Origin of the sequence: Cellulomonas sp. (assembly GCF_015234515.1) — a bacterium.
GTDB lineage: Bacteria > Actinomycetota > Actinomycetes > Actinomycetales > Cellulomonadaceae > Cellulomonas.
Genome location: NZ_JADGMY010000011.1, coordinates 106,034 through 126,206, shown reverse-complemented (window position 1 = coordinate 126,206; position 20,173 = coordinate 106,034). Strand labels below are relative to the sequence as shown.

At 75.2% G+C, this 20,173-nt stretch carries 12 protein-coding genes; 1 reads left to right on the top strand and 11 read right to left on the bottom strand.

The window, feature by feature from the left end:
* Positions 1 to 80 precede the first annotated feature (80 nt).
* Together IR158_RS03995 and IR158_RS03990 are read right to left on the bottom strand one after the other, a co-directional pair.
* Complete coding sequence (locus tag IR158_RS03995) at positions 81 to 1,550, bottom strand: PQQ-binding-like beta-propeller repeat protein (protein ID WP_291809840.1); 1,470 nt, start codon at positions 1,548 to 1,550, stop codon at positions 81 to 83.
* A 44-nt stretch (positions 1,551 to 1,594) separates the two neighbouring features.
* Complete coding sequence (locus IR158_RS03990) at positions 1,595 to 1,972, bottom strand: VOC family protein (RefSeq protein WP_291809838.1); 378 nt, start codon at positions 1,970 to 1,972, stop codon at positions 1,595 to 1,597.
* 76 nt (positions 1,973 to 2,048) lie between these two features.
* On the opposite strand from IR158_RS03990, the gene IR158_RS03985 reads away from it, so the two are divergent.
* On the top strand, positions 2,049 to 2,810 hold the full coding sequence (locus IR158_RS03985) for a TetR/AcrR family transcriptional regulator (RefSeq protein WP_291809836.1): 762 nt from the start codon (positions 2,049 to 2,051) through the stop codon (positions 2,808 to 2,810).
* Here IR158_RS03985 and IR158_RS03980 read toward each other — a convergent pair.
* The 9 genes from IR158_RS03980 to IR158_RS03940 form a co-directional block, all read right to left on the bottom strand.
* Positions 2,807 to 4,048 carry an RDD family protein gene (locus IR158_RS03980; RefSeq protein WP_291809833.1) on the bottom strand — a complete coding sequence of 414 codons (1,242 nt, stop codon included), beginning with the start codon at positions 4,046 to 4,048 and terminating at the stop codon, positions 2,807 to 2,809. The two genes, IR158_RS03985 and IR158_RS03980, sit on opposite strands and share 4 nt — an antisense overlap.
* Complete coding sequence (locus IR158_RS03975) at positions 4,045 to 6,435, bottom strand: transglutaminase-like domain-containing protein (protein WP_291809831.1); 2,391 nt, start codon at positions 6,433 to 6,435, stop codon at positions 4,045 to 4,047. Before IR158_RS03975 ends, IR158_RS03980 begins: the two co-directional genes overlap by 4 nt.
* Positions 6,432 to 7,580 carry a DUF58 domain-containing protein gene (locus tag IR158_RS03970; RefSeq protein WP_291809828.1) on the bottom strand — a complete coding sequence of 383 codons (1,149 nt, stop codon included), beginning with the start codon at positions 7,578 to 7,580 and terminating at the stop codon, positions 6,432 to 6,434. The genes IR158_RS03975 and IR158_RS03970 overlap by 4 nt, the downstream gene beginning before the upstream one ends.
* A 3-nt stretch (positions 7,581 to 7,583) precedes the next feature.
* Positions 7,584 to 8,540 (bottom strand): MoxR family ATPase, encoded by a 957-nt coding sequence (locus IR158_RS03965; protein ID WP_291809825.1) that lies wholly within the window; start codon positions 8,538 to 8,540, stop codon positions 7,584 to 7,586.
* A gap of 64 nt (positions 8,541 to 8,604) precedes the next feature.
* Positions 8,605 to 14,646 (bottom strand): fibronectin type III domain-containing protein, encoded by a 6,042-nt coding sequence (locus tag IR158_RS03960; RefSeq protein WP_291809822.1) that lies wholly within the window; start codon positions 14,644 to 14,646, stop codon positions 8,605 to 8,607.
* Positions 14,643 to 16,148 (bottom strand): serine/threonine-protein kinase, encoded by a 1,506-nt coding sequence (locus IR158_RS03955; protein WP_291809819.1) that lies wholly within the window; start codon positions 16,146 to 16,148, stop codon positions 14,643 to 14,645. The genes IR158_RS03960 and IR158_RS03955 overlap by 4 nt, the downstream gene beginning before the upstream one ends.
* Positions 16,145 to 17,602 (bottom strand): FHA domain-containing protein, encoded by a 1,458-nt coding sequence (locus IR158_RS03950; protein WP_291809816.1) that lies wholly within the window; start codon positions 17,600 to 17,602, stop codon positions 16,145 to 16,147. Before IR158_RS03950 ends, IR158_RS03955 begins: the two co-directional genes overlap by 4 nt.
* On the bottom strand, positions 17,599 to 18,492 hold the full coding sequence (locus tag IR158_RS03945) for a protein phosphatase 2C domain-containing protein (RefSeq protein ID WP_291809814.1): 894 nt from the start codon (positions 18,490 to 18,492) through the stop codon (positions 17,599 to 17,601). Before IR158_RS03945 ends, IR158_RS03950 begins: the two co-directional genes overlap by 4 nt.
* An 88-nt stretch (positions 18,493 to 18,580) precedes the next feature.
* Entirely contained in the window at positions 18,581 to 20,173 is a 1,593-nt protein-coding gene (locus tag IR158_RS03940; RefSeq protein ID WP_291809812.1) for an alpha/beta hydrolase, read from the bottom strand.

Genomic DNA, 20,173 nt, shown 5'->3' with positions numbered 1-20,173 from the left:
GCAGCGAGCGTGCGCGCACGGCAAGACCATACCCCCGCGCGTGCGGGGCGCCGCAACCTGCGCGCGCGGCGCGCGGGGGGTCAGGCCAGGACGATCACCTCGGTGGACGTCTGCGCGAGGACGCGCCCGCCGACCGCGGTGAGCCGGCGCAGGTCGGACGGCAGGTCGACCCGCCACGCCTCGACGCCGTCGCGCAGCCCTCGGGCGACGAGGTCGAACCCGTCGGCGCCGTCGGGCTCCGGGACCAGCACGTGCAGTCCGTCGGTCAGCGGGGCGATGTACTGCGCCTCGGTGAGCTCCTGCTCCCAGAGCAGCCGACCGTCCGCACCGTCCACGGCCCCGACCGACGCCTCACCTGCCATGACGACGACGCCGTGCGCCACGGCGACCGGCGTCATGGACGTCGGCAGTCTCCAGACGACCGTGCCGTCGTCGGCCCGCACCGCGACCGCCCGGTTGCCCACGTCGATCAGGAGCGCGTCGACCGACCCGTCCCCCACCACCGGGCGAGGAAGGCCGGGGACCCTGGCCCGGACGGTGCCGTCGGCGTCGCGCAGCGTCCCGCCGTACACGGGCTCCCACGTCGCGAAGCCGCCGTCGGGCAGCCCGGCGACGAGGATCTGCTGGCCTGCCGGGCCGGCCTCCAGGACGGCACCGGTGCGGACGTCGAGCAGCGTGGTCGAGTTCGCCATCAGCGCGACGACGCCGCCGTCCGCCACGAGCTTGGGCACGGCACGGACCCCCCCGTTGTCGACGAGCGGGACCGGGGAGGTCCAGGTCCAGCGGACCGTGCCGTCGGTCCCGTCGCGTCGCTCGACGAGCACGTGCCGGTCGCTGCGGCCCGTCGCCACGAGGACGTCGTCCTCATGGCGCAGGAGCCCGAGCACGCTCCCCTCGATGTCCCACGCGCCGTGCTGCGCACCGTCCGTGCCGGCGAGCGCGATCACGTGCGTGGGCGGCACGTAGTTCGTCGACCCGCCCGGGGTCCCGTACACGACGTCCGGCTCCACCCACGCGCACAGGAGGTCGGCCGAGGCGTCCGCACCCGCGACGCACGCGACGGCGACGGACTCGAACCCGGAGCCCGCCTGCTCCACCACCGGGACCTCCCAGCGCGTGGCGCCCGTCGTGAGGTCGGACGAGCGCACGACCCAGCGACCTCCGGCATCGCTGAGCGTCACGAGCGCGCCCGCAGCGCCCAGCACCGGTGTCGGACCGTCGGCGGCGGTCCGCCAGCGCTCGACGGGCGGGCGATCGAGCGGACGCACGACGCCGGGAAGGGCAGCGAAGGCGTCGGCGCGCTCGCGGGCCGCCCGTTCCGTGACGCCCGTGGCGACGGCTGCGGCACCCACCACCACGACGAGGACTCCGGCACCCCAGGGCCACCAGGAACGCTCGCGCCGGCGCGCGCCCGAGGCGTCGGGCCCACCCGCGTCGCCGGTGTCTGCCGCGTCGGCGCGTGCCGGCCTGCCGGCCGTCCACGGACGGTCGTCCTCCTCGTCGACGAGCTCGACCGGCCGCATCCTCGGGGCCGGTCGCACGGCACCCATGGCCCGAGACTAGAACACCGGCCCCCGCTGGGGCGGCCGGGCAGTCAGACCCACTGGACGAGCTGCCAGACGATGCCGTTGGCGTCGGCGAACTGGCAGAACCGCTCCCCCCACGGCTCGGTCTCGGGAGGCGTGACGACCTGTGCCCCTGCCGCGGCGATGCGCTCGAACTCGGCGTCGACGTCCTCGACGACGAACGCCACCAGCAGGCCCTGCCCGGCCGGCCCCGCGATCCGAGCGGGCTTGAAGCTCGACAGGCCGACGCGCAGCAGCGCGAGGTTGAACCCGACGTCGGGGTGACTGAGGGAGACGAAGCCGTCGGCGGACATCTCCTCGGTGAAGCCCAGATGGGTCCGCGCGAAGTCCGCCGAGGCCGCGACGTCGGGGACGTTGAGCGAGACTGCCGAGCCGGTGATGTGCATGTCGGTCCTCTCGAGACGATATCTTGTGCACCGTACAAGGTATCGTCGGACCGGGGTGTTCCCCGAGTGGAGGGTGATGTCGCGCGAGCTGATCGACCTGCTGTGGCGGGACCACCCCGCCGCGCCGCCCACCGGCACCAGGGGGCCCCGGTCGAAGGTGTCGACGTCCCAGATCGTCGACACCGCCGTCGGCATCGCCGACCACGACGGGCTGGACGCCGTGACCGTGCGGCGTCTCGGCGCGGCGCTCGGCATCGCGCCGAACGCCGTCTACACGCACGTCGGCTCGCGGGACGACCTGCTGGTGCTGATGGCCGACGCGGTCCAGGCGCGCCGGTCCCGCCCGCCCCACGTCGGCCGGACCTGGCGCGCACGCGTCCGGGACGTCGCCGCCGACGAGCTAGCGCTGTACGCCGCACACGCCTGGCTGCTCGATGTCACGGACCAGCGCACCGCCTTCGGACCCGGCACGATCGCGACCTACGACCACCAGCTCCACGCTCTGGACGGCACGGGGCTGGGCGACGTCGAGCGTGACGCGGCCCTCAGCTTCGTCTGCGACTTCGTCCGCGCCTCGGCACGGTCGCGCCGCCCCGACCCGCACTCCGCGCAGATCGCCACCGTCTGGGCGGCGTGGCAGGGCCGGCTCATGGACTACGTCGGCGACCGCTTCGCCCTGGCGCGACGCGTCGGAGCCGCAGCCGGTGCCGCCATGGACGCGCCGTACAGCGCCGAGCACGCATGGCGGTTCGGCATCGACCGGGTCCTCGACGCGCTCGACGCCCTCGTGAGCGCCGCGGCGGACGGGTCCACCACGGACGAGGGCCCGGACCGCTAGGGCGAGGGCCGACGGTCGCCCGTGACCTCGGGCACCGCCACCACCCGCAGCGAGCTGTCGCCGAACACCACGACCGCGCCTTCACGCAGCCGCACCGGGTGGTCCACCGGGCACACGACCTGTGCACCGTCCGGCAACGTCACCAGGGTGCCGTTGGTCGAGCCGCGATCCACCACCCACGCGCCGCCGGCAGGGTCGACGGCGAGCTGCAGGTGCGTCTTCGAGACGGAACGAGCGGGGTCGACCACGCGCACGACCTGCACGTCCGGGCCCTGCGAGGGGTTGCGTCCGACCAGCGCGAGGCGCTCGACCGTGAGCACGCGCCCGTCGTCGAACGCGACGCGCAGCCCTGCGGTCCCACCCGCGCGCGGTTCCGGGGCCACGTCCGTCCGGGGGGGCGCCGGACGCGTCATCTCGAGCTCGGGCGCCAACCCGAACGCGAGCGTCGGCGTCACCCGCACGGCCGGGATGGCGCGGGTGTCGAGGTCGGGGGCCGAACGCTGGGGGTGCAGGGGCGCGAGCACCAGCCCGCGCCCGTCGGTCGCGGGCGCGGCGGACTCGGGCGACGGCGACGGCGCGGGGATCCCTGGTGCGGCCGTCGGCGGGCCCGCGGGCGGGAGGAACGGCAGGTCGTCGACGTCGGCCGGCCCGGCCCCGCCGGCCGGGGGGTCGCTGCGCCCGCCCGTGCCGCCACGCACCGCGCGCCGCGTCGCGTCGGGCGCGTGCGAGGCGCGGGCCGAGGACGACGGCACCACCCGCAGCACCTCGGCGCCGACCGCCCGGTCGTGCCAGCCCCGCCGCCGGCCCGTCCGGTCGAACAGCGGTGAGAGCAGCACGACGAGCTGCCCGACCGCGCACGCCAGCACGCCCACCGCCACGACGAGACCCCGCACGAGCACGCGGCCGGCCCCGATCGGCCGGCGGCTGTGCACGTCGACCGTCCGCACGCCCACCAGCAGTCGACCGAGGGTCCAGCCGAGGCGTCCGTGGGCGATCCACTGCGCGATCGTGACCGCTGCCGCCAGCAGCACCGCAGCGAGCAGCAGGGGCACGGGGACGACAGGGGCGTCCGCGGGCACGACGCCGTCGCGCAGCGCCGCCGCGACGCGCAGCGCCGCGGCGAGCACGACCCCGCCACCGAGCGTCATCACGACCACCTGGTCGACGAGCACGGCGAGGAACCGCCGCCCCAGGCCCGCGGGCCGGTCGTCCAGAGCGGTCACGGGTCGGCTGGTCATCGTTCACCTCGGCGGTTCGAGCGAATACGGCGTGGGCGTCGTCCGGGTGCGGGGTCGCTCGACGCCAGGAGCTCCGCCTGTCGTCGCGTCGCACGGGACGACGCCGACGGCCGGCGCAACGAGACGAGCGACGCACGGCTCCGGACGCGTCGCCGCCACGGCAGCGTCCGACGCAGCGCACCCACGGTGGCGTCCACGTCGGCCCAGTACGCCTCCACCTCCGACCGTTCGGGAGCCCCCGCCCCGAAGACCGCGCGGTCGGCGCGCCGCGCGAGCGCCTCGATGCGGGCCGCCACCGCGGGGTGCCGCGCCGCGATGGTCGTGGTCCATGCGCGGGCGGTCTCGCGACGGGTCGCCGCGACCGGCGGGACGCCACCCATGTCGCGGGCCGTGTCGACGACCTCGTCCCAGCCGCCCGCGACCCGTCGCACCGGATCAGCCGCACGTCGCCGTCGACGTCGCCGACGTGCCTTGAGCGCGATGACGACCAGCAGCGGCGACAGCAGCACGAGCACCCCTGCGAGACCGACTCCCGCCCAGGCCGCGATGCGCAGCCACAGCGCGAGTCCCGAGTCGTCCGCGGGCGGGTCCTCCGTCTGGGGCTGCTCGGTGTCGTCGTCGGGCGGCGTGACGCGGTCGGGCGGCAGCGCGGGCGGCTGCACCACCTGCGGCTGCGGGTCGGTGTCCGTCTCCTCCTGCTCCTGCTCGGGCGTGCGCGAGCGCGGCGGGGTCGGGTCGAACGTCACCCAGCCACGGCCCGCGAACGCCACCTCGACCCACGCCTGCACGTCGCGGCCGCGGATCTCGACGGCGCCGTCCTCGTCGGTCGGCACGGTCGCCGTCTCGTCACCCTCGACGTCGTCACCCGACCCCGGGACGAACCCGAGGACGACGCGCGCCGGCAGGCCCATCTCACGGATCATCAGGGCCGCCGACGCCGCGTACTGCTCACCGTCACCGACCATCACGTCACCGGCCAGCAGCTCCGCGAGCCGCGCGGCACCGTGCCCCGAGAGCGACGGGTAGTCGCCGGCGTCCGTCAGGCCGTGGCTGAAGTAGCCCTGCTCGCTGAGGTGGTCGGTGATGGCGCGTGCGACCTGGACGGGCGTCCCCGCGTCGCGCGCGACGTCCGCCGCCGCGACGGCGACGGCCTGCGGCACGCCGCTGGACGCCGGCTGCGAGACCGAGCCGGCGGCCGCTCCCCCGATCTCGTCGTCCTCCGGCTCCGTCGGCACGACGACGTCGAGGGAGTACGTCATCCCCTCCCGGACGCCCGAGGTGACCACCGCCGCCCCCGTCGCGTCGTTGAACCGCAGGTCGCCGGTGGCCCGCCCGAGGTCGACGGCCCTCGCGTAGCCCACGGTCGGCAGCCAGACGCCCTGCAGCGCACCGACCGTGACGTCCACCCGCGCCGCCTCGCCACGCACGGGGACGTCGATGGCGTCGCCGACGCGCCGGAACTCCCCGGACGCCTGCGCGGAGCCGTCTCCGGCCACGTTGAACACGACCCCGTCGTACCGGTCGAACGTCGCGAGACGCACGCGCGCACCCTGCGGCAGGCCGTCGACGGTCAGCAGGACCGTGTCGTCCAGCTTGACGAGGCGCCGGAACGACGCGAGCGGGCTCGGGTAGTCGCGCGGGTCGAAGGGCGGGACGATCTCCTCGCGGACGACGACGCGCGGCTGGTCCGCGACGACCAGCGGACCGCCGAGGAGACCGCCGGTCGCCGCCACGGCCGCGAGCGCCCCGGTCGCGACGACGCGCCGGGCCCGCCAGGCCCCGGTCCGCCACGCGGCCCACGCCAGACCGGTCACCGCCAGCACGGTGCCTGCGACGGCCGGCGGCACGGGCGGCTGCCGGGTCCCCAGCACGACGGCGGCGACGAGGACCAGCAGCGGGACGACCGCCGCGAGGGAGGAGACCGCCGGCCGGCGCACCCGCAGCGTGAGGGTGAGCGTCGCGGCCGTGCCGACCAGCGCGAGCAGGAAGGCGGCGACCAGCAGCGTCCCGCCCGTTCCGACCGGGGGCTGCAGCGTGAGGACCTGCTTCCAGGTCGACGCGGCCCCCCGGGCGAGCGCGACGAACGTCGCGGGCGTGGGCACCACCCCCGCCACGGTGGTCGTCGGCGCCGCCAGCGCACCCCCGGCCAGCGCGTAGACGGCGACCAGCAGCGCGACGACGACGAGCGCGGACCACCTGCGCAGGGCACCGACGAGCGTCACGGCGGTGCCGAGCACCATCCCGCCGACGAGCGCCGGGAGGACGGCCGACGTGCCGTACACCGGCAGGAGCGGCGTGAGGGCCAGCGTCACGGCCGCCACGAGCACCACGACGTCACGCGCCGCGTCCGCGGGCTCCCGCACGCCGATCCGCTGGCCCGGCCTCATCCGACCACCCGGCGCAGCGCCCGCGGCAGGTCGTCCAGGCGGCCCAGGGTGCCGAGCGTCAGGGCCCCCTGGGTGCGCACGGCGACGTCCTGACCCAGCGCGCAGCGCAGCACGACCGCGCGGGTGCCGGCCGGCAGCGCGCGCGCCCCCAGGCGCAGGTCGGCGTCCGACGGCGTGCCCCCCGTGACGAGGAACGCGACGGACGCGTCGGGCGTCTCACGCACGACGCGGCGGCCCAGCAGGACGACCCCGGCGCCGGCCGGTGACCACGACAGGCGCGAGCAGTCGTCGAGGAGCAGCGGAGGCGTCGCCGTCCGCAGCCGACCGGTGCCGGCCAGGAGCTCGACGTCGCGCTCGTCGCGGATGGCCTGCACGGCGATCGACGCGGCGACCGAGACCGCGAGCTCGAGCTCGTCGGGGTGCGCGTAGTCACCGACGGCCGTCGCCAGCGCGATGGACGTGAGCGTGCGACGCGTGTCCTCGAACTGCTTGACCATGAGCTTGCCGCGGCGGGCGGTGGTGCGCCAGTGGATGTACCGGCGGTCGTCCCCCGCGACGTAGTCGCGCAGCGCGTGGAAGTTGAGGTCCGAGTCCGACAGGTCGCGTGTGGCCTGCCCCTCCAGGTCCCGCAGCAGGCCGGCGTTCGCGCCACCCAGGGCCACGACCTCGGGGTGGACGAACAGCTCGGCCGGCTCGGTCCAGCGCAGCCGGCGCTGCAGCAGGCCCAGCGGGTCCCCGCGACGGGACACGACGGGACCGACGACGATCACGGCGCGCCTGTCGGTGGGGACCGCGAACAGGTCGTCGTGCGTCCCACCCGCCGGCAGGCTCGGGACGGCCAGCTCGACCACACGGTCCCCGACCGGCAGGTCCACCTGCGACGGCAGCGACCGGCGCCTGGCGGCGTTGCGCACGTCGACGCGGCCGACGGCGCGCTGCCCGATGCGCACGCGGTGGTCCGCCAGGTCGAGCACGACCCGGTACCGGGTGCGACCGGCGGTCATCACCAGCGACGCGACGAGCACGCCGAGCAGCGCCACGCCGAGCGCGGCGAGCTCGCCCCACCCGAGCAGGCGCCCCGCCCCCAGGGCGAGGAGCGCCACGACGGCCACCCCCCACCCGAGGGGCGCGACGCGCAGACCCATGGCTCAGCCCTGCCGCAGTGCCGGCGGCGCGACCTGGGACAGCACCCGGGCGACGACCTCGGTCGCCGTCACACCGGCGAACTCGGCCTCGGAGTCCAGCACGAGCCGGTGCGCGAGCACGGCCTGACCCAGCACCTTGATGTCGTCCGGCAGGACGTAGTCGCGCCCGTCGGCGGCCGCCGCCACCTTGGCGCACCGCACGAGTGCCAGCCCGCCGCGGATGCTCGCCCCGAGCGACGTCTGCGGGTCGTCGCGCGTGGCCTCGAGCAGCCGCGCGACGTAGTCGAGCACGGCCGGGTCGACGTGCACCGTCAGCGCGAGGTCGGCCATCGTCCCCACGGCCTGCGTCGTGATGCGCGGGCGCAGGGCCGCCGTGCGGTCCTTGAGACCGGCGAGGATCTCGACCGACGAGGCGCGGTCCGGGTAGCCGAGCGACGTCTTGAGCAGGAACCGGTCCAGCTGGGCCTCGGGGAGGCGGTACGTGCCGGCCTGCTCGATCGGGTTCTGCGTCGCGATGACCATGAAGGGCCGCCCCACGGGGTGGGTGACCCCGTCGACCGTCACGTTCGCCTCCTCCATGACCTCGAGCAGCGCCGCCTGGGTCTTGGGCGACGCGCGGTTGATCTCGTCGGCCAGGACCACGGACGCGAAGATCGGACCGGGGTGGAACTCGAAGCGCTGCGACGACTGGTCGTAGATCGTCACGCCGGTGACGTCCGACGGCAGCAGGTCGGGCGTGAACTGGATGCGGTGGTGCGAGCCCTGCACGGTCGCCGAGATGGCCTTGGCCAGCGACGTCTTGCCGGTGCCCGGTGCGTCCTCGAGCAGCACGTGCCCGTCCGCGAGCATCGCGATCAGCACGAGGCGGACGGTCTCCTCCTTGCCGAGCAGCGCCTGCCCGACGTTGGCCACCAGGGCGTCGAACGTCTCGGCGAACCAGGTGGTCTGCTCGGGGGTCATGTGCAAGGGCTCCTCGGGACGGACGTGCGGGACAGGAGGACGACGGGGCCGTGCGGACGGCGGGTCATGGCTCGGTGGCCGGCGGCTCGGCGGCCACGGTGGCCGGGACGCCGGCGGACCACTGCCCCCAGCCCACGCTGTTGCGTGCCCGGACCGTGACGACGTACTCACCGGGCGCCAGGTCGTCCAGGGTCACGGGGTCGCTCCCCGCGGTGCCCTCGAGGGGACGCCCCGGGCCGGTCACGCGGTACTCGTACCGGTCGATCGCGCGGCCACCGTCCGACCCCGGTGCCACCAGGGTGAACTGCAGCGTCCGCGCGGGCTGGCCGGACGAGACCGTCACGCCGGGGCTCCCGGGGACGCTCGGCGCACCCGGCTGCGCCCGGGACTCGGCCCACGGGCTCCAGCCCTGCGAGTTCTGCACCCGGTACCTCACCGTGACCTCGCGGCCCGACGAGAAGGGCGACGCGGGGCGCTCGGTCGTCACCGGTCCGCCGTTCACCGAGTACTCGCGACGACCGATGGGCGCACCGCCGTCGTTCCCCTCGGAGAACGCGATGGCGACCTGGTCGACGCCGGCGGTGGTCACCGTGACCGTGGGCTGCTGGGGCCGGGTGACGATGTCGAGAGCGGCCGACGTCGCCGCCTCCCCCGTCAGGCCCCGGGACGACACCGCGACGACGGTGAAGGGCCCGAGGGTCTGCGCCCCGAGGCCGGAGAAGTCGAGCGACGTGCCGTCGACGGGCTCGTCGACGCCGGGCCCGGTGACGCGGTACGACGCGACGGAGATGCCGGCACCGCCCGCGTCCTGCGGCGGCGACCACGACAGGGTCGCGGTGGCCCGACCCCAGTCCGCCGCGGCGCCGGCGACCAGCCGGACGTCGCGCGGTGCCGTGGGCGCGCTGAACGTCTCTCCCGACGTGGAGCCGAAGGCCGACCAACCGGCCTTGTTCCGGGCACGCACCGTGATGGAGTAGGTCCGGCCACGCTCGGCCGGGGCGATGACGCAGGAGTTGGGCCCTGTCATCCCGCAGGACGCGCTGCCGTCGACGAGCACCTCGTACTGGGCCACCGCGTCGCCGTTGCCATCGGGCGTCGTCCAGCTCACGGCGACGCTGGCCTGCTCGTACCAGCCCTGGCTCTTGCGTTCCGCCGTCACCTCCGGGGCGTCCGGCACGCCTGCCGGCACCTCGAGGGCGTACGGGCTCCACGGACCGGGCTCGGGCGCGCGGTTCTTGGCACGGACCCGCACCTGGTACTGCGCGCCGTTCTGCAGCCCGTCGACCGTCAGGGACGTCGCGGTCGTCGTACGCGTCGACACGCCGTTGGGGCCGACGACCTCCACGTCGTAGCCGGTGATCGCCGACCCGTTCGACGTCGGCGCGCTCCACGCGACCGCGAGTGCGCCGTCACCCGACGTCAGCCTCGGCGCGGCGGGGGCGTCCGGCACCGCGTCCGGGCGCGCAGGGGCCGATGCCGGCGACTCCTCGGACCAGCCGACCCGGTTGCGGGCCGCGACGGTGAACTTGTACTCGACGTCGTTGGTCAGACCGTCGATGGTGCAGGTCGTGCTCACGCACGAGCGCGTCGCGCCACCCGGCTGGGCCGTGACGCGGTACTCCGTGATCGGCTCGCCGCGGTTGTCGGGTGCGGTCCAGGACAGGACGACCGTACGGTCACGGACCTCCCCGATCCGGGGCGGGACGGGCGCGAGCGGGACACCGCTGACCCGGACGGTCACGCGGCCCTCGACCTCACGTCCCGGGTCGCCGGTCACGTCTCGCACACGGAACCGCACGACCATCAGGCCGATGAACTCGTTGCCCGGGCGCACGGAGACGCTGCTCGACGTCGCCGAGGCCGTGCCCGCCCCCTGCGTCTCGACGACCGCGCCGACCACCGTCAGCGGCCCCTGGTCGGGGAACGGGTTCACCGAGCCCTCGAGGACGTCGACGCTCCTCTCACGACCCTGCGCACCGTCGTCGATCGTGAAGTTCTGGACGGTCGCGGTGCGGCGGAGGCTCGCGACGACACGGAGGTCGACCGCGACGTCCATCACCCCGCTGCGCCCGTACAGGAGCTGCATCTCGATCCGGCCGGTCGTGCCCTTCGGGGTCGTCGCGGGCGCGGACACGACCAGCTCGGACCCCTCGACGGCGGCCACGAAGCCCGCGGGCACGCCCGAGACGGTCCGGAAGCTGTACCGGTCGGCCGGTGTGGCCGTCTCGTCCGCCTGCTCCGGCCCGCGCGTCAGCGCCAGCAGGTCGACACGTGTGGCCTGCTCGCCGGGCTCGACGTCGACCGTCTGGGCGTCGAAGGTCGGCGGGTGGTCGTCCACGGCGAACACCGTGATCTGCAGGGTCAGCAGCGACGTGCGTGCCGTGGTGTCCGACGGCCCGGTCTCGTCCGTGACGGGAACGGTGATCGACGCCGGTCCGGCGTACCCCTCGGCCGACGTGAACACGAGGGTGCCGGCGTCCTTGACGAGCGGAGCGCCGCTCGCACGCGTCGCGACGACCTGCGTGGGGTCCACGATCTTCGGCTCCCGCCCGGGCGCCACCTGCACGTGCTCCGCGAGCGAGATCACCAGCTCCTCGCCGCTCGCGACCCGCAGCTCGGGCGCGCGGGGGCGCAGCTGCGGGGGGAAGAAGCCGAGGGCAGGCACCGTGATGAACGCGTACGCGTCGGCGCCCTCCGCCGTCCTGTTGACCAGCCGGTACGGGACGGTCTGCGAGTGGTCGACGAGCGTCACGACGACGTCGCCCTCGGGCGTGACGCGCGCGACGTCCGCGTGCGACGCGGGCACCGAGACGTCGAGGTCCGACAGCGGTCCGGAGGGGTTCTGCGCGACGGCCAGGACGTCGACGGAGACCTCCGTCTTGCCGAGCGTGTCGATCGCGGGGACGAGGACGTCGCGGGCGATCGGCGGCTGCACGGGTGCGTCCTCGGTCACGGTGACCGTCAGGACGCCGTAGTCACGTCCGCCTCCGTCGTTCGACACCAGGTACTGGATCTGCACGACGCCCGGGGACGACGGCGCCGTGACGACGATGCGCCGGCCCTGGGTCGTCGCCTCGACGCCCTCGGGGACCTCGATCGACTCCAGCTTCAGCTCCCGGCTCGTCGAGTCGATGTCGTTGGCCAGGACGCGGACCTCCACGCGTTGGCCCGGCCGCAGGGTGACGGCGTCGTCGACCGCGACGACCCCGGACGCGCCGGACGGCCGGGGGGCGATGCCGACCCGCGCGGTCGCGACGGCGCGCTGGCCGACCCAGTCCTCGACGGCGTACGTGAACGTGTCGGTCCCCCGGGAGCCGGGGAACGCCTCGTACTCGAGCCAGTCCGGGCCGACCTCGGTGATCCGGCCCAGGGTCGGGGCCGACGCGGGGCCGAGGAGCGTCACGCCGTCGCCGTCGGCGTCGATGCCGACGAGGGCCACCGGGATGCGCACGGTGTCGCCCTCGAACACGCGCGCCTCGACGTCCTTGGGTCGGGGTGGCGACTTGGTCGCCGGGTCGGACTCGTGCACCCGCAGGGTCACGGTCGCGGCGGTGACGTTGCCTGCGGAGTCCTGGACCTCGAAGACCGCACGCGCCGTCAGCGCACGGCCGGGCGCCTGGTACCGCAGCACGTCGCCCGACACGAACAGCAGCCCCTCGCCGTCGGCCAACGGCTCGGGGAGGTCACGCAGGACGGTCAGCTTGTCGCCGTCCGGGTCCGACGCGCCCGCCAGCACGGGGATCGTCACGACGCCACCGGCACGGACGGTCGCCTCGACGTTCGGCACCACCGGAGGCTGCGAGGACGCGGACGGTGGCACCGGCTGCACCACGATCTCGCCGCGGGCCGATGCCGACCCGTTCGACACCTCGTACGTCAGCACGACGGGGCCGTCGGGGGTGCGGTCCGCACGGATCTGCACGTAGCGGTGCTCCAGCACCGCGACCTGCAGCCCCGAGCCCTCCGGCGCGGTCACCGTCTGCAGCACCAGCACGTTGTTGGCGGGGTCCTCGTCGTTGGCCAGCGGGTCGACGGTGACCTCACCGCCGGCCGGGAGCAGGGCGAGGTCGCGCACGGCGACGGGCGGCTGCGCCTGCTCGGGCCACTCGCGCACGTCGATCCGCGCGATGCCGGTGGCCTGCTGCGGCGCCGCCGTGACGACGAACGTCACGTAGTACGCGCCGGCCCGCGGTGCCTTGAACGCGAACGTGCCGGCCTGCAGGTCGGGCACGATCGTCGCCCCGACGACGTCGCTCACGCCGGCGAGGCGCGGCGGCTCGGACGACGCCGAGCGGACGGCGTCCAGCGGACGCACGACGACCTCCTGGCCGACGTACGTCACCGCGTGGACGGGGTCGATCTGCGGCGGCACGGACCCGGCGGCACGCACGTCGACCACGACCTCGCCGTCGACGACGTTCGTCCCGTCGGACACCTGCACACGCACGGTCGTGCGGCCCAGGCCGCCGCCGTCGGCGGTGAACGTGAGGACCCCGTCCTGCCGGAACCGCGCCGTACCGACGGTCGGGTCCGCCTCCGCCCCGACGAGGAGCAGGTCGTCCCCGTCGACGTCCTGGAAGTCGGCGAGGACGCCGTGCACGAGCTGACCGCCGGTCTCGACGGTGAGCGACGACGTGCGCAGCTGCGTCGGGGCGTTGTCGCCGTCCCCCACGGCGATGCGCACGGTCGCCGTCGACGGCGCGTTGACGCCGCGACCGTCCGTCACCGTGTACTTCACCTCGGCGGTCCCCGACGCACCCTCGAGCACCCGCACCTGCAGGGCACGTCCGCCCCGGACCTTCTCGAGGGTGCCGAAGTCGGCAGGCAGCGCATCGAGCTCGGAGATCACGAGGATCCCGCAGTCGGAGGAGGAGTCGTTGTCGATCACGGGCAGCACGCGCGTCCGGCCGGCCCGCACACCGAACTCGTCGTCGACGGCGACGGGCGGAGCGCTCTGGTCGCTGCACTCGGTGACCGGCTCCTGCATGACCTCGCCGCTCTCGGACTCCTCCTCGGAGTCTTCCGGCTCCTCCTCCGGGACGATGTCGTCCCAGTTGGGGACACGCACGGCCGTGTCCTCCTGGGGCAGCCAGACCCGCCCGCCCACGGTCTCGTTGAGCACGACGAAGCCCCGGTTCACACGGAACGCCAGCCGGTCCGCGGCCCGCATCCCCTCCAGGTCCTCCACCCGGGCGTCCTGCCCGTCACAGAGGCGCAACGACGCGCCGAGCGTCGACGCCCATGCCGCGTAGGCGCAGTCACCGACACGCACGGGCGCCGCCGGCGTGCCCGAGCCCGTGGTGGCGTGCCGCCGCGGGGTCCCGCCGTCGAGCGGCACCTCCCACAGGGCGTCACGACCCGACAGGAGCACGGTCGACGCCGCCGGGCCGGGCTGCTGGAGCACCAGGTCCGTGTCGTCGACCGTGACCTCGCCGGCCAGCGTGCGGACCGTGCTGCCGCTCAGCACGACGAGCTCGTCGCCGACCGCCGTCACGGCGTCGACCTCGACGGCACCGAGGGTCCCGACCTGCTCGGGGACCACCGGCTGCGTCGCCGGGACGAGCGTCACGGCGCCGTCCTCGGGCGCGACCGCGAGCACGGCACCGCTGCGCGCCACGACCGCCGCGCCCCCCTCCCCGAGCTGCAGGTCGGGCGCGCCGTCCGTCATGTCGAGGAGGTCGAGCTCGCCGACCTGGCGGACCCACACGTCGCCGGCGCCGTCGACGAGAGCGACTCGCCCTGCCGCCATCGACACGTCCGTGCCGGGCGTGGCGATCTGCGTGGTCGTCGCGACGGTCGCCGGGTCGACGACGGACACCGCGTTCGGCTCGACCAGCAGCACCCACCCCTCGTCCTGCTGCACGTCGAACGTGCGGCCGGCGGCCACCACCCCGCCGTCGAGCTCCTCGACCGGCACGTTGTAGCGGCCCAGGCTGGACTGGCCGGTCGCCGTGAGCCACACGCCGCCGTCGTTGAGGTCGACGCGCGCGAGCGGGAAGCCACGGTCGACCAGGGCCAGCGACAGCACGAGGACCGGCACGGTGACGATCGCCGCGGCCGTCGTGGCGGGGCGCCGACGCCACGTGCGGGGGTCCCACCACGTCACGGCGCGCACCCTTGCGCCGGGCGCGCCGACCGGCTGCGGTCCGCCCGCACGATGGACACCTCGATGCACACCTCACCCGTCGCCTGCTCCGCGGGGACCGTGACGCGCTCGTCGTCGACGAGCACGAGCGTCGGCTCACCGGTCGCGGTGAGCACGCCCCAGAGGTACCGGTCCCCGTCCTGCGGGTCCGGATTCTGCCACGTGAACGTCACGGACCCGTCGGCCGCCCGGGTGCCGTCGAGCGAGTGCGGCGCCGGGACGGGTGCTGCGGCCGGGCCGGTCTGCGCCGGGGCGAACGTGTCGCTCGGGACGCCCGGCGGAACGGGGTCGGCGCCGCCCAGGGACGCGACGAGGACCGCGCCCACGGCGGTCACGACCACGACGCCCGCGACGACGGCCCCGACGCGTCCGCCGCGTCGCACCTCGGGTCCGTCCGGCGTGCCGGCGGGCGCGGGAACCGGCGCCGGGGCTGCGGGAGGCACGAGCGTCGGACGTCCGACGACCACCGCGCGGGCCCGGGTCGCGTCCTCGTCGTCGCCCCCGCGCACCTGGAGCGGAGCCGGCAGCGAGATGCCGCGCAGCCGGGTCGCGTCCTCGTCGTCCGTCGGCGCGAAGCCGGACGGTGCGGGTGCCTCGTCGGGCAGGTCGAGCGGCGTCACCGGCAGCCGGAGCGCCGCCTCCACCTCCTGCAGCGCGCGGGCGACCGCCATCGCGGAGGCGTACCGACGCGACGGGTGCTTGGCCATGGCCCGCTCGAGCACCGCCTGCAGCTGGGGAGGCACGTCCTCGCGCCCGACCGCGGGCAGCGGCGACCGCTCGATCCGCGCCACGAGCTGCTGCGCGCTGTTGTTGCCCCCCGGCAGCTCGAACGGGGTCCGACCGGCCAGCAGCGAGTAGATCGTGGCGGCCAGCGCGTAGACGTCGGAACGCTCGTCCCCCGTCGGGCGCTCGGCCAGCAGCTCGGGGGGCGACCACGGGATCGACATCCCCATCGTCTGCACCGCCGGACCGGTGGTCGCGGCGATCCCGAAGTCGGTGAGCGCGGGCCACCCGAAGTCGGTGGTCAGGACGTTCGCCGGCTTGATGTCCCGGTGCAGGATGCCGGCGCGGTGCGCCGTCTCGACGGCCGAGGCCAGGCGCACACCGATGCGCAGGACCTCCGGCACGGGCATCCGCTCGGCGCGGTAGCGCTCGGCCAGGCCCACGCGCGAGCAGTACTCCATGACGAGGAACGGCCGACCGTCGGCGGCGATCGCCGCGTGGTAGATCGTGACGATCGACGGGTGGTGCGACAGCTGGGCCATGAGGTTGGCCTCGGTCTGGAACCGCTCGCGCACGTCGTCGTCGAGGCTGCCCGCGAGCAGCACCTTGACCGCGACGTCGCGGCGCGGCAGGTGCTGGCGGTACAGGAAGACGTCCGCGAACCCGCCCAGCCCGAGCACGCGCACGTACTCGTACCCGGGCAGGTCCGGCGGCGCGGACGCCTCACGACGGGCGGTCACGACGCGCTGCGCTCCACGGTGAACGTCACGCCGTCCCCGAGGTCGACGACCTCGTCCGTCCCCACCACGCTCGGCTCGCCCGGGTGCAGCCGGCGCACGCCCTCACCCGGCCGCGAGACGTGCACACCGTTGGTCGAGTCGAGGTCGGTGACGACGACGTGCTCGCCCTCGACCCGCACCTCGGCGTGCGTCCGCGAGATGTCCTGGTTCGGGCTGGGGACGGTGACGAGCCGCGGCAGCTCGCGGTTGGTCACGCGCGAGACCTGCGGGGCGCGCCCCAGCAGGACAGCACGGTCCAGCACGACGACCAGTCCGGTGGACAGCACCATGCGGGCCGGCAGCGGCTCGACCTCGGGCGTGGGGAACGGGCCGGGCACCGCGTCCTGCGACCACGCCGGCAGGCGGTCGCGCAGCCGCGCGAGGTCGCTCGACAGGATCGTCATGCCGTCGTGGTCGTCCGACTCGACCTCCAGCCCGTCGGGCTCCGCCGTGGCGACGGCCGCGACCACCGCGGGGGGCGCGGGCGCCACGGGTGCCGCGGACCCGCCGGAACTCGTGAGCGGCCACCACGGGATGTCGTGCCCGACCTCGGTCTCGGCGGCCGGCACGGGCTCGTCGAGGGCCGTCCTCGGCTCGACGTACGCGGTCTGCTCGACCGGTGCGACCTCGTCGAAGGGCGCCACCTCGGAGGCAGACGGCACAGCAGGCCAGGAGGACAGGCCGTGCTCCGTCACGCCGGCGTGCGGCGCGACGGTCGTGGGCTCCGGCGCGGCAACCGGCCACGGCTCCACGAACGGCTCCGGCTCCGGCTCCACGAACGGCTCCGGCTCCGCGAACGGCTCCGGCTCCCGCCCGACCAGCGGCTCGGCCAGGACCAGCGGATCGTGCACCGCGACCGGCTCGGGGCGCGCCGTGGAGGCGGCGGGGGTCTCGGGCACGACCTGGTGCGCGTCCGAGGCGGGGACGACCGGCTGCTCGTGGGTCGCGGTGTCGGGCAGGACCGAGGTCACCTCCGTCGCACCCGTGCGCACACCACCGGCGAGCACCACGCCCGCGACCAGCGGCCACCACGTCGCCTCGGGCGCGTCGTCCACGAGCACCTCGAGCCCCTGCACGCCCAGTGCACGGTGCTCGGTCCACACGGCCCCGTCGCGGGCGGCGACCTCCTGCGCACCGTCGAGGCCGTGCAGCCGCAGGCGCACCGGGCCGCGCAGCACGGCGTGGACCGAGCCGTCGGCGTCCGTGCGCACGAGCGCGAACGCCGGCAGGGCGGCGAACCCGTCGGCGGCGACCACACCGAGGGCACCGAGGACGTCCCCGTCACCCCGTGCGACCTCCCACAGCCCGTCGACGAGACGCCACGGCGCGTCCGGCTCGACCAGCGCGAGCAGCTCGGCGCCGGCGACGGCGGTCCACGGGCCGCCCTGGTACTCGTGGTGGGCACGGTCGGTCATGCGGGGTCCTCCTGGGCGTCGACCGGCGAGGAGGCCGGCGGGACGGGCGTGGGCGGGTCGTCCTGCAAGGCGGCGGCGTGGCGCGGCACGGTCGCGCCGTTGAGCATCTCGTCCCACAGGTGCGGCCCGAGGTCGGGCGCCGTGCGGGGCAGGGTCGTGTGGGTCGGCTCGGGCGTGACGGTCGTCGCGACGTCGACGACGACGGCGCTCACGTTGTCGCGGCCCCCGCGCTCGAGCGCGTGCTGCACCAGCAGCGCTGACGCCTCCTGCGGGTCGTCGACGGAGGCGAGGACGTCCGCGATCTCGGTGTCGCTGAGCTCACGCGTCAGTCCGTCGGTGCAGATGAGCAACCGGTCGTCGGCACCGGCGGGCAGCAGCCAGTAGTCGGGCTCCGGCGGCTCCCCGGTCCCCAGCGCGCGCGTCAGGACGTGCCGCTCGGGGTGCCGGCGCGCGGCGTCCGGTGTGAGCTCACCGGAGTCCAGCAGCTCCTGGACCACGGAGTGGTCGACGCTCACCTGCTCCAGGGCGCCCTCGGAGCAGCGGTAGACGCGGGAGTCGCCCACGTTGAACACCAACCAGTACCAGCCGCCGTCGTGCGCGGTGACCGCGGCACCCGCGACGGTCGTCCCGCCCTGCCGACCCCGTGTGAACTCGGTCCGGATGCGTGACGAGGTCCGCGCGAAGCAGGCGTGCACGTCGTCCGACGACGCCGACGACTGGCCGGCGAGCTGGGCGAACTCCTCGACGGCGATGCGGCTCGCGAGGTCACCCGCGTCGTGCCCACCCATCCCGTCGGCGACGAGGAAGACGGGGGGGTACGCGAGGAGCGCGTCCTCGTTCACCTCACGGACGCGCCCCCGGTCCGTCGCCGAACCCCAAGACGTGCGCACTGCACCACCATCCCCACCTGAGAAGCCACCGGCGCACATGGTGCCTCACCCGAGGCGTGCGGTTCACGTGCATGCGTCCAGTTCACCCTCAGATGTTCAGCTGGAACACACCCCAGTAGGCCAGGACGACCAGCAGGACGGCCGATCCACCCAGTACGCCGACGGCCGCCACCCGTCGCACGACACCCGGCGCGAGGGGCACGCCGTCCTGCCGGGCGTCGTAGGCCCGGTGTGCCAGGAGCACGGCGACGAGCACCGCGCCGATCCCCAGCAGGCGCACGCCGAGCCAGCCTCCCTGCACGACCCACGCGTCACGCTCGTAGTCGAGCGCGAGCCGGGCGACCGACAGCAGGTACCAGACGAGCGCGGCGACCGTCGCCACCGTGGTGGCCGCGAGCGCGGCGAGCCGCCACGCGATGCCGGGCGCGAAGCGGTTCGGTGGGTGCGCGTCGGCACCGCGGGACCGCGCCGACGTGCGCTGCACGACGCGTGTCGAGGCGACCGCGAGGCCGCACAGGACCATCAGCACCGGCACCCCGAGGACGAGGACGAGCAGGGCCGTCCCGTCGCGGAGCCATCGCGGCTGCGGCACCGGACCGGCGACGTAGGTCTGCGTGGGCTCGGCGCCCGCGACCTGCGGCGCGGCGCCCGCCGTGCCGGGCAGGCCCAGCACCCACCCCGACAGGTCCCGCAGGAACTCCGGGGTCGGGCTCCCGCCGACGCGGATGCCGTGGTCCGCACCCTCGTAGTAGCGGATCGTCACGTCCGTGTTGCCGGCGTGCGCGACGTCGGCGCGGATCTGCAGCGCGCCCTGGACGATGGGCATCGAGGCGTCCGCGGTGCCGTAGGCGACGAGCACGGGCTGGGTCATCCGCTGCTGCCAGGGTGCGACGTCGAAGTCGGCGTACTCGAACCCGCCCCCGGGCATCGACATGCCGACGGCGCGCGGGATGGCGCGGAACACGGCGTGCGGGACACCGGTGTTGCGCAGGTAGGCGTCGACCGCGAAGGCGGCCTGCTGGCGCGCGGGCACCACGGGTGAGGACACGAGCACCACCCCGGCGATCCTCGGGTCCTCGGCCGCCATGACGGGCGCGATCCAGCCGCCCTCGCTCTCGGCGTAGACGACGACCTGGTCGGGGTCGACCTCGGGACGGTCACGCAGCAGGTCGAGCGACCGGCGGTAGTCGGCCGCCATCGCGACGTAGTCGCGGTGCCGTGTCGTGTACGTGTCCAGCCGCTTGTCGGGCACCATCGCGACGACACCGGCCTCGGCAAGCGCCTGCGCCTGCCGCTTGAACGCCTGGACGGACCGGCCCGTGCCCGCACCGTGGACGAACAGGACCGCCGGCCCCGGCTCGGCCACGTCCTCGGGCAGCGAGAGCCGGGCTCCGACCGTGGCGCCGTCGAGCGCCACCGACACGTCGACCGTCCGCACGCCGTGGGCCTCGAGCTCCGGTGCCCCGCCGATCGAGGTATCCGCGGTCGCGACCTCGATGCCCTCCTCGAGCGGCCCGGGATTCCAGCCGGGTCCGGTGACGGCACCGACGACGGCGAGCACCAGGGAGCCGAGGGCGACGCTGGCGACGAGCCGGTAGACCGACGAGAGCCGCGCGGAACGGACGCGCCGGCGGCCCTGCTGCGCCTGCGCCTCCTGCGTCCCGGTGGTCGTGACCCCCAC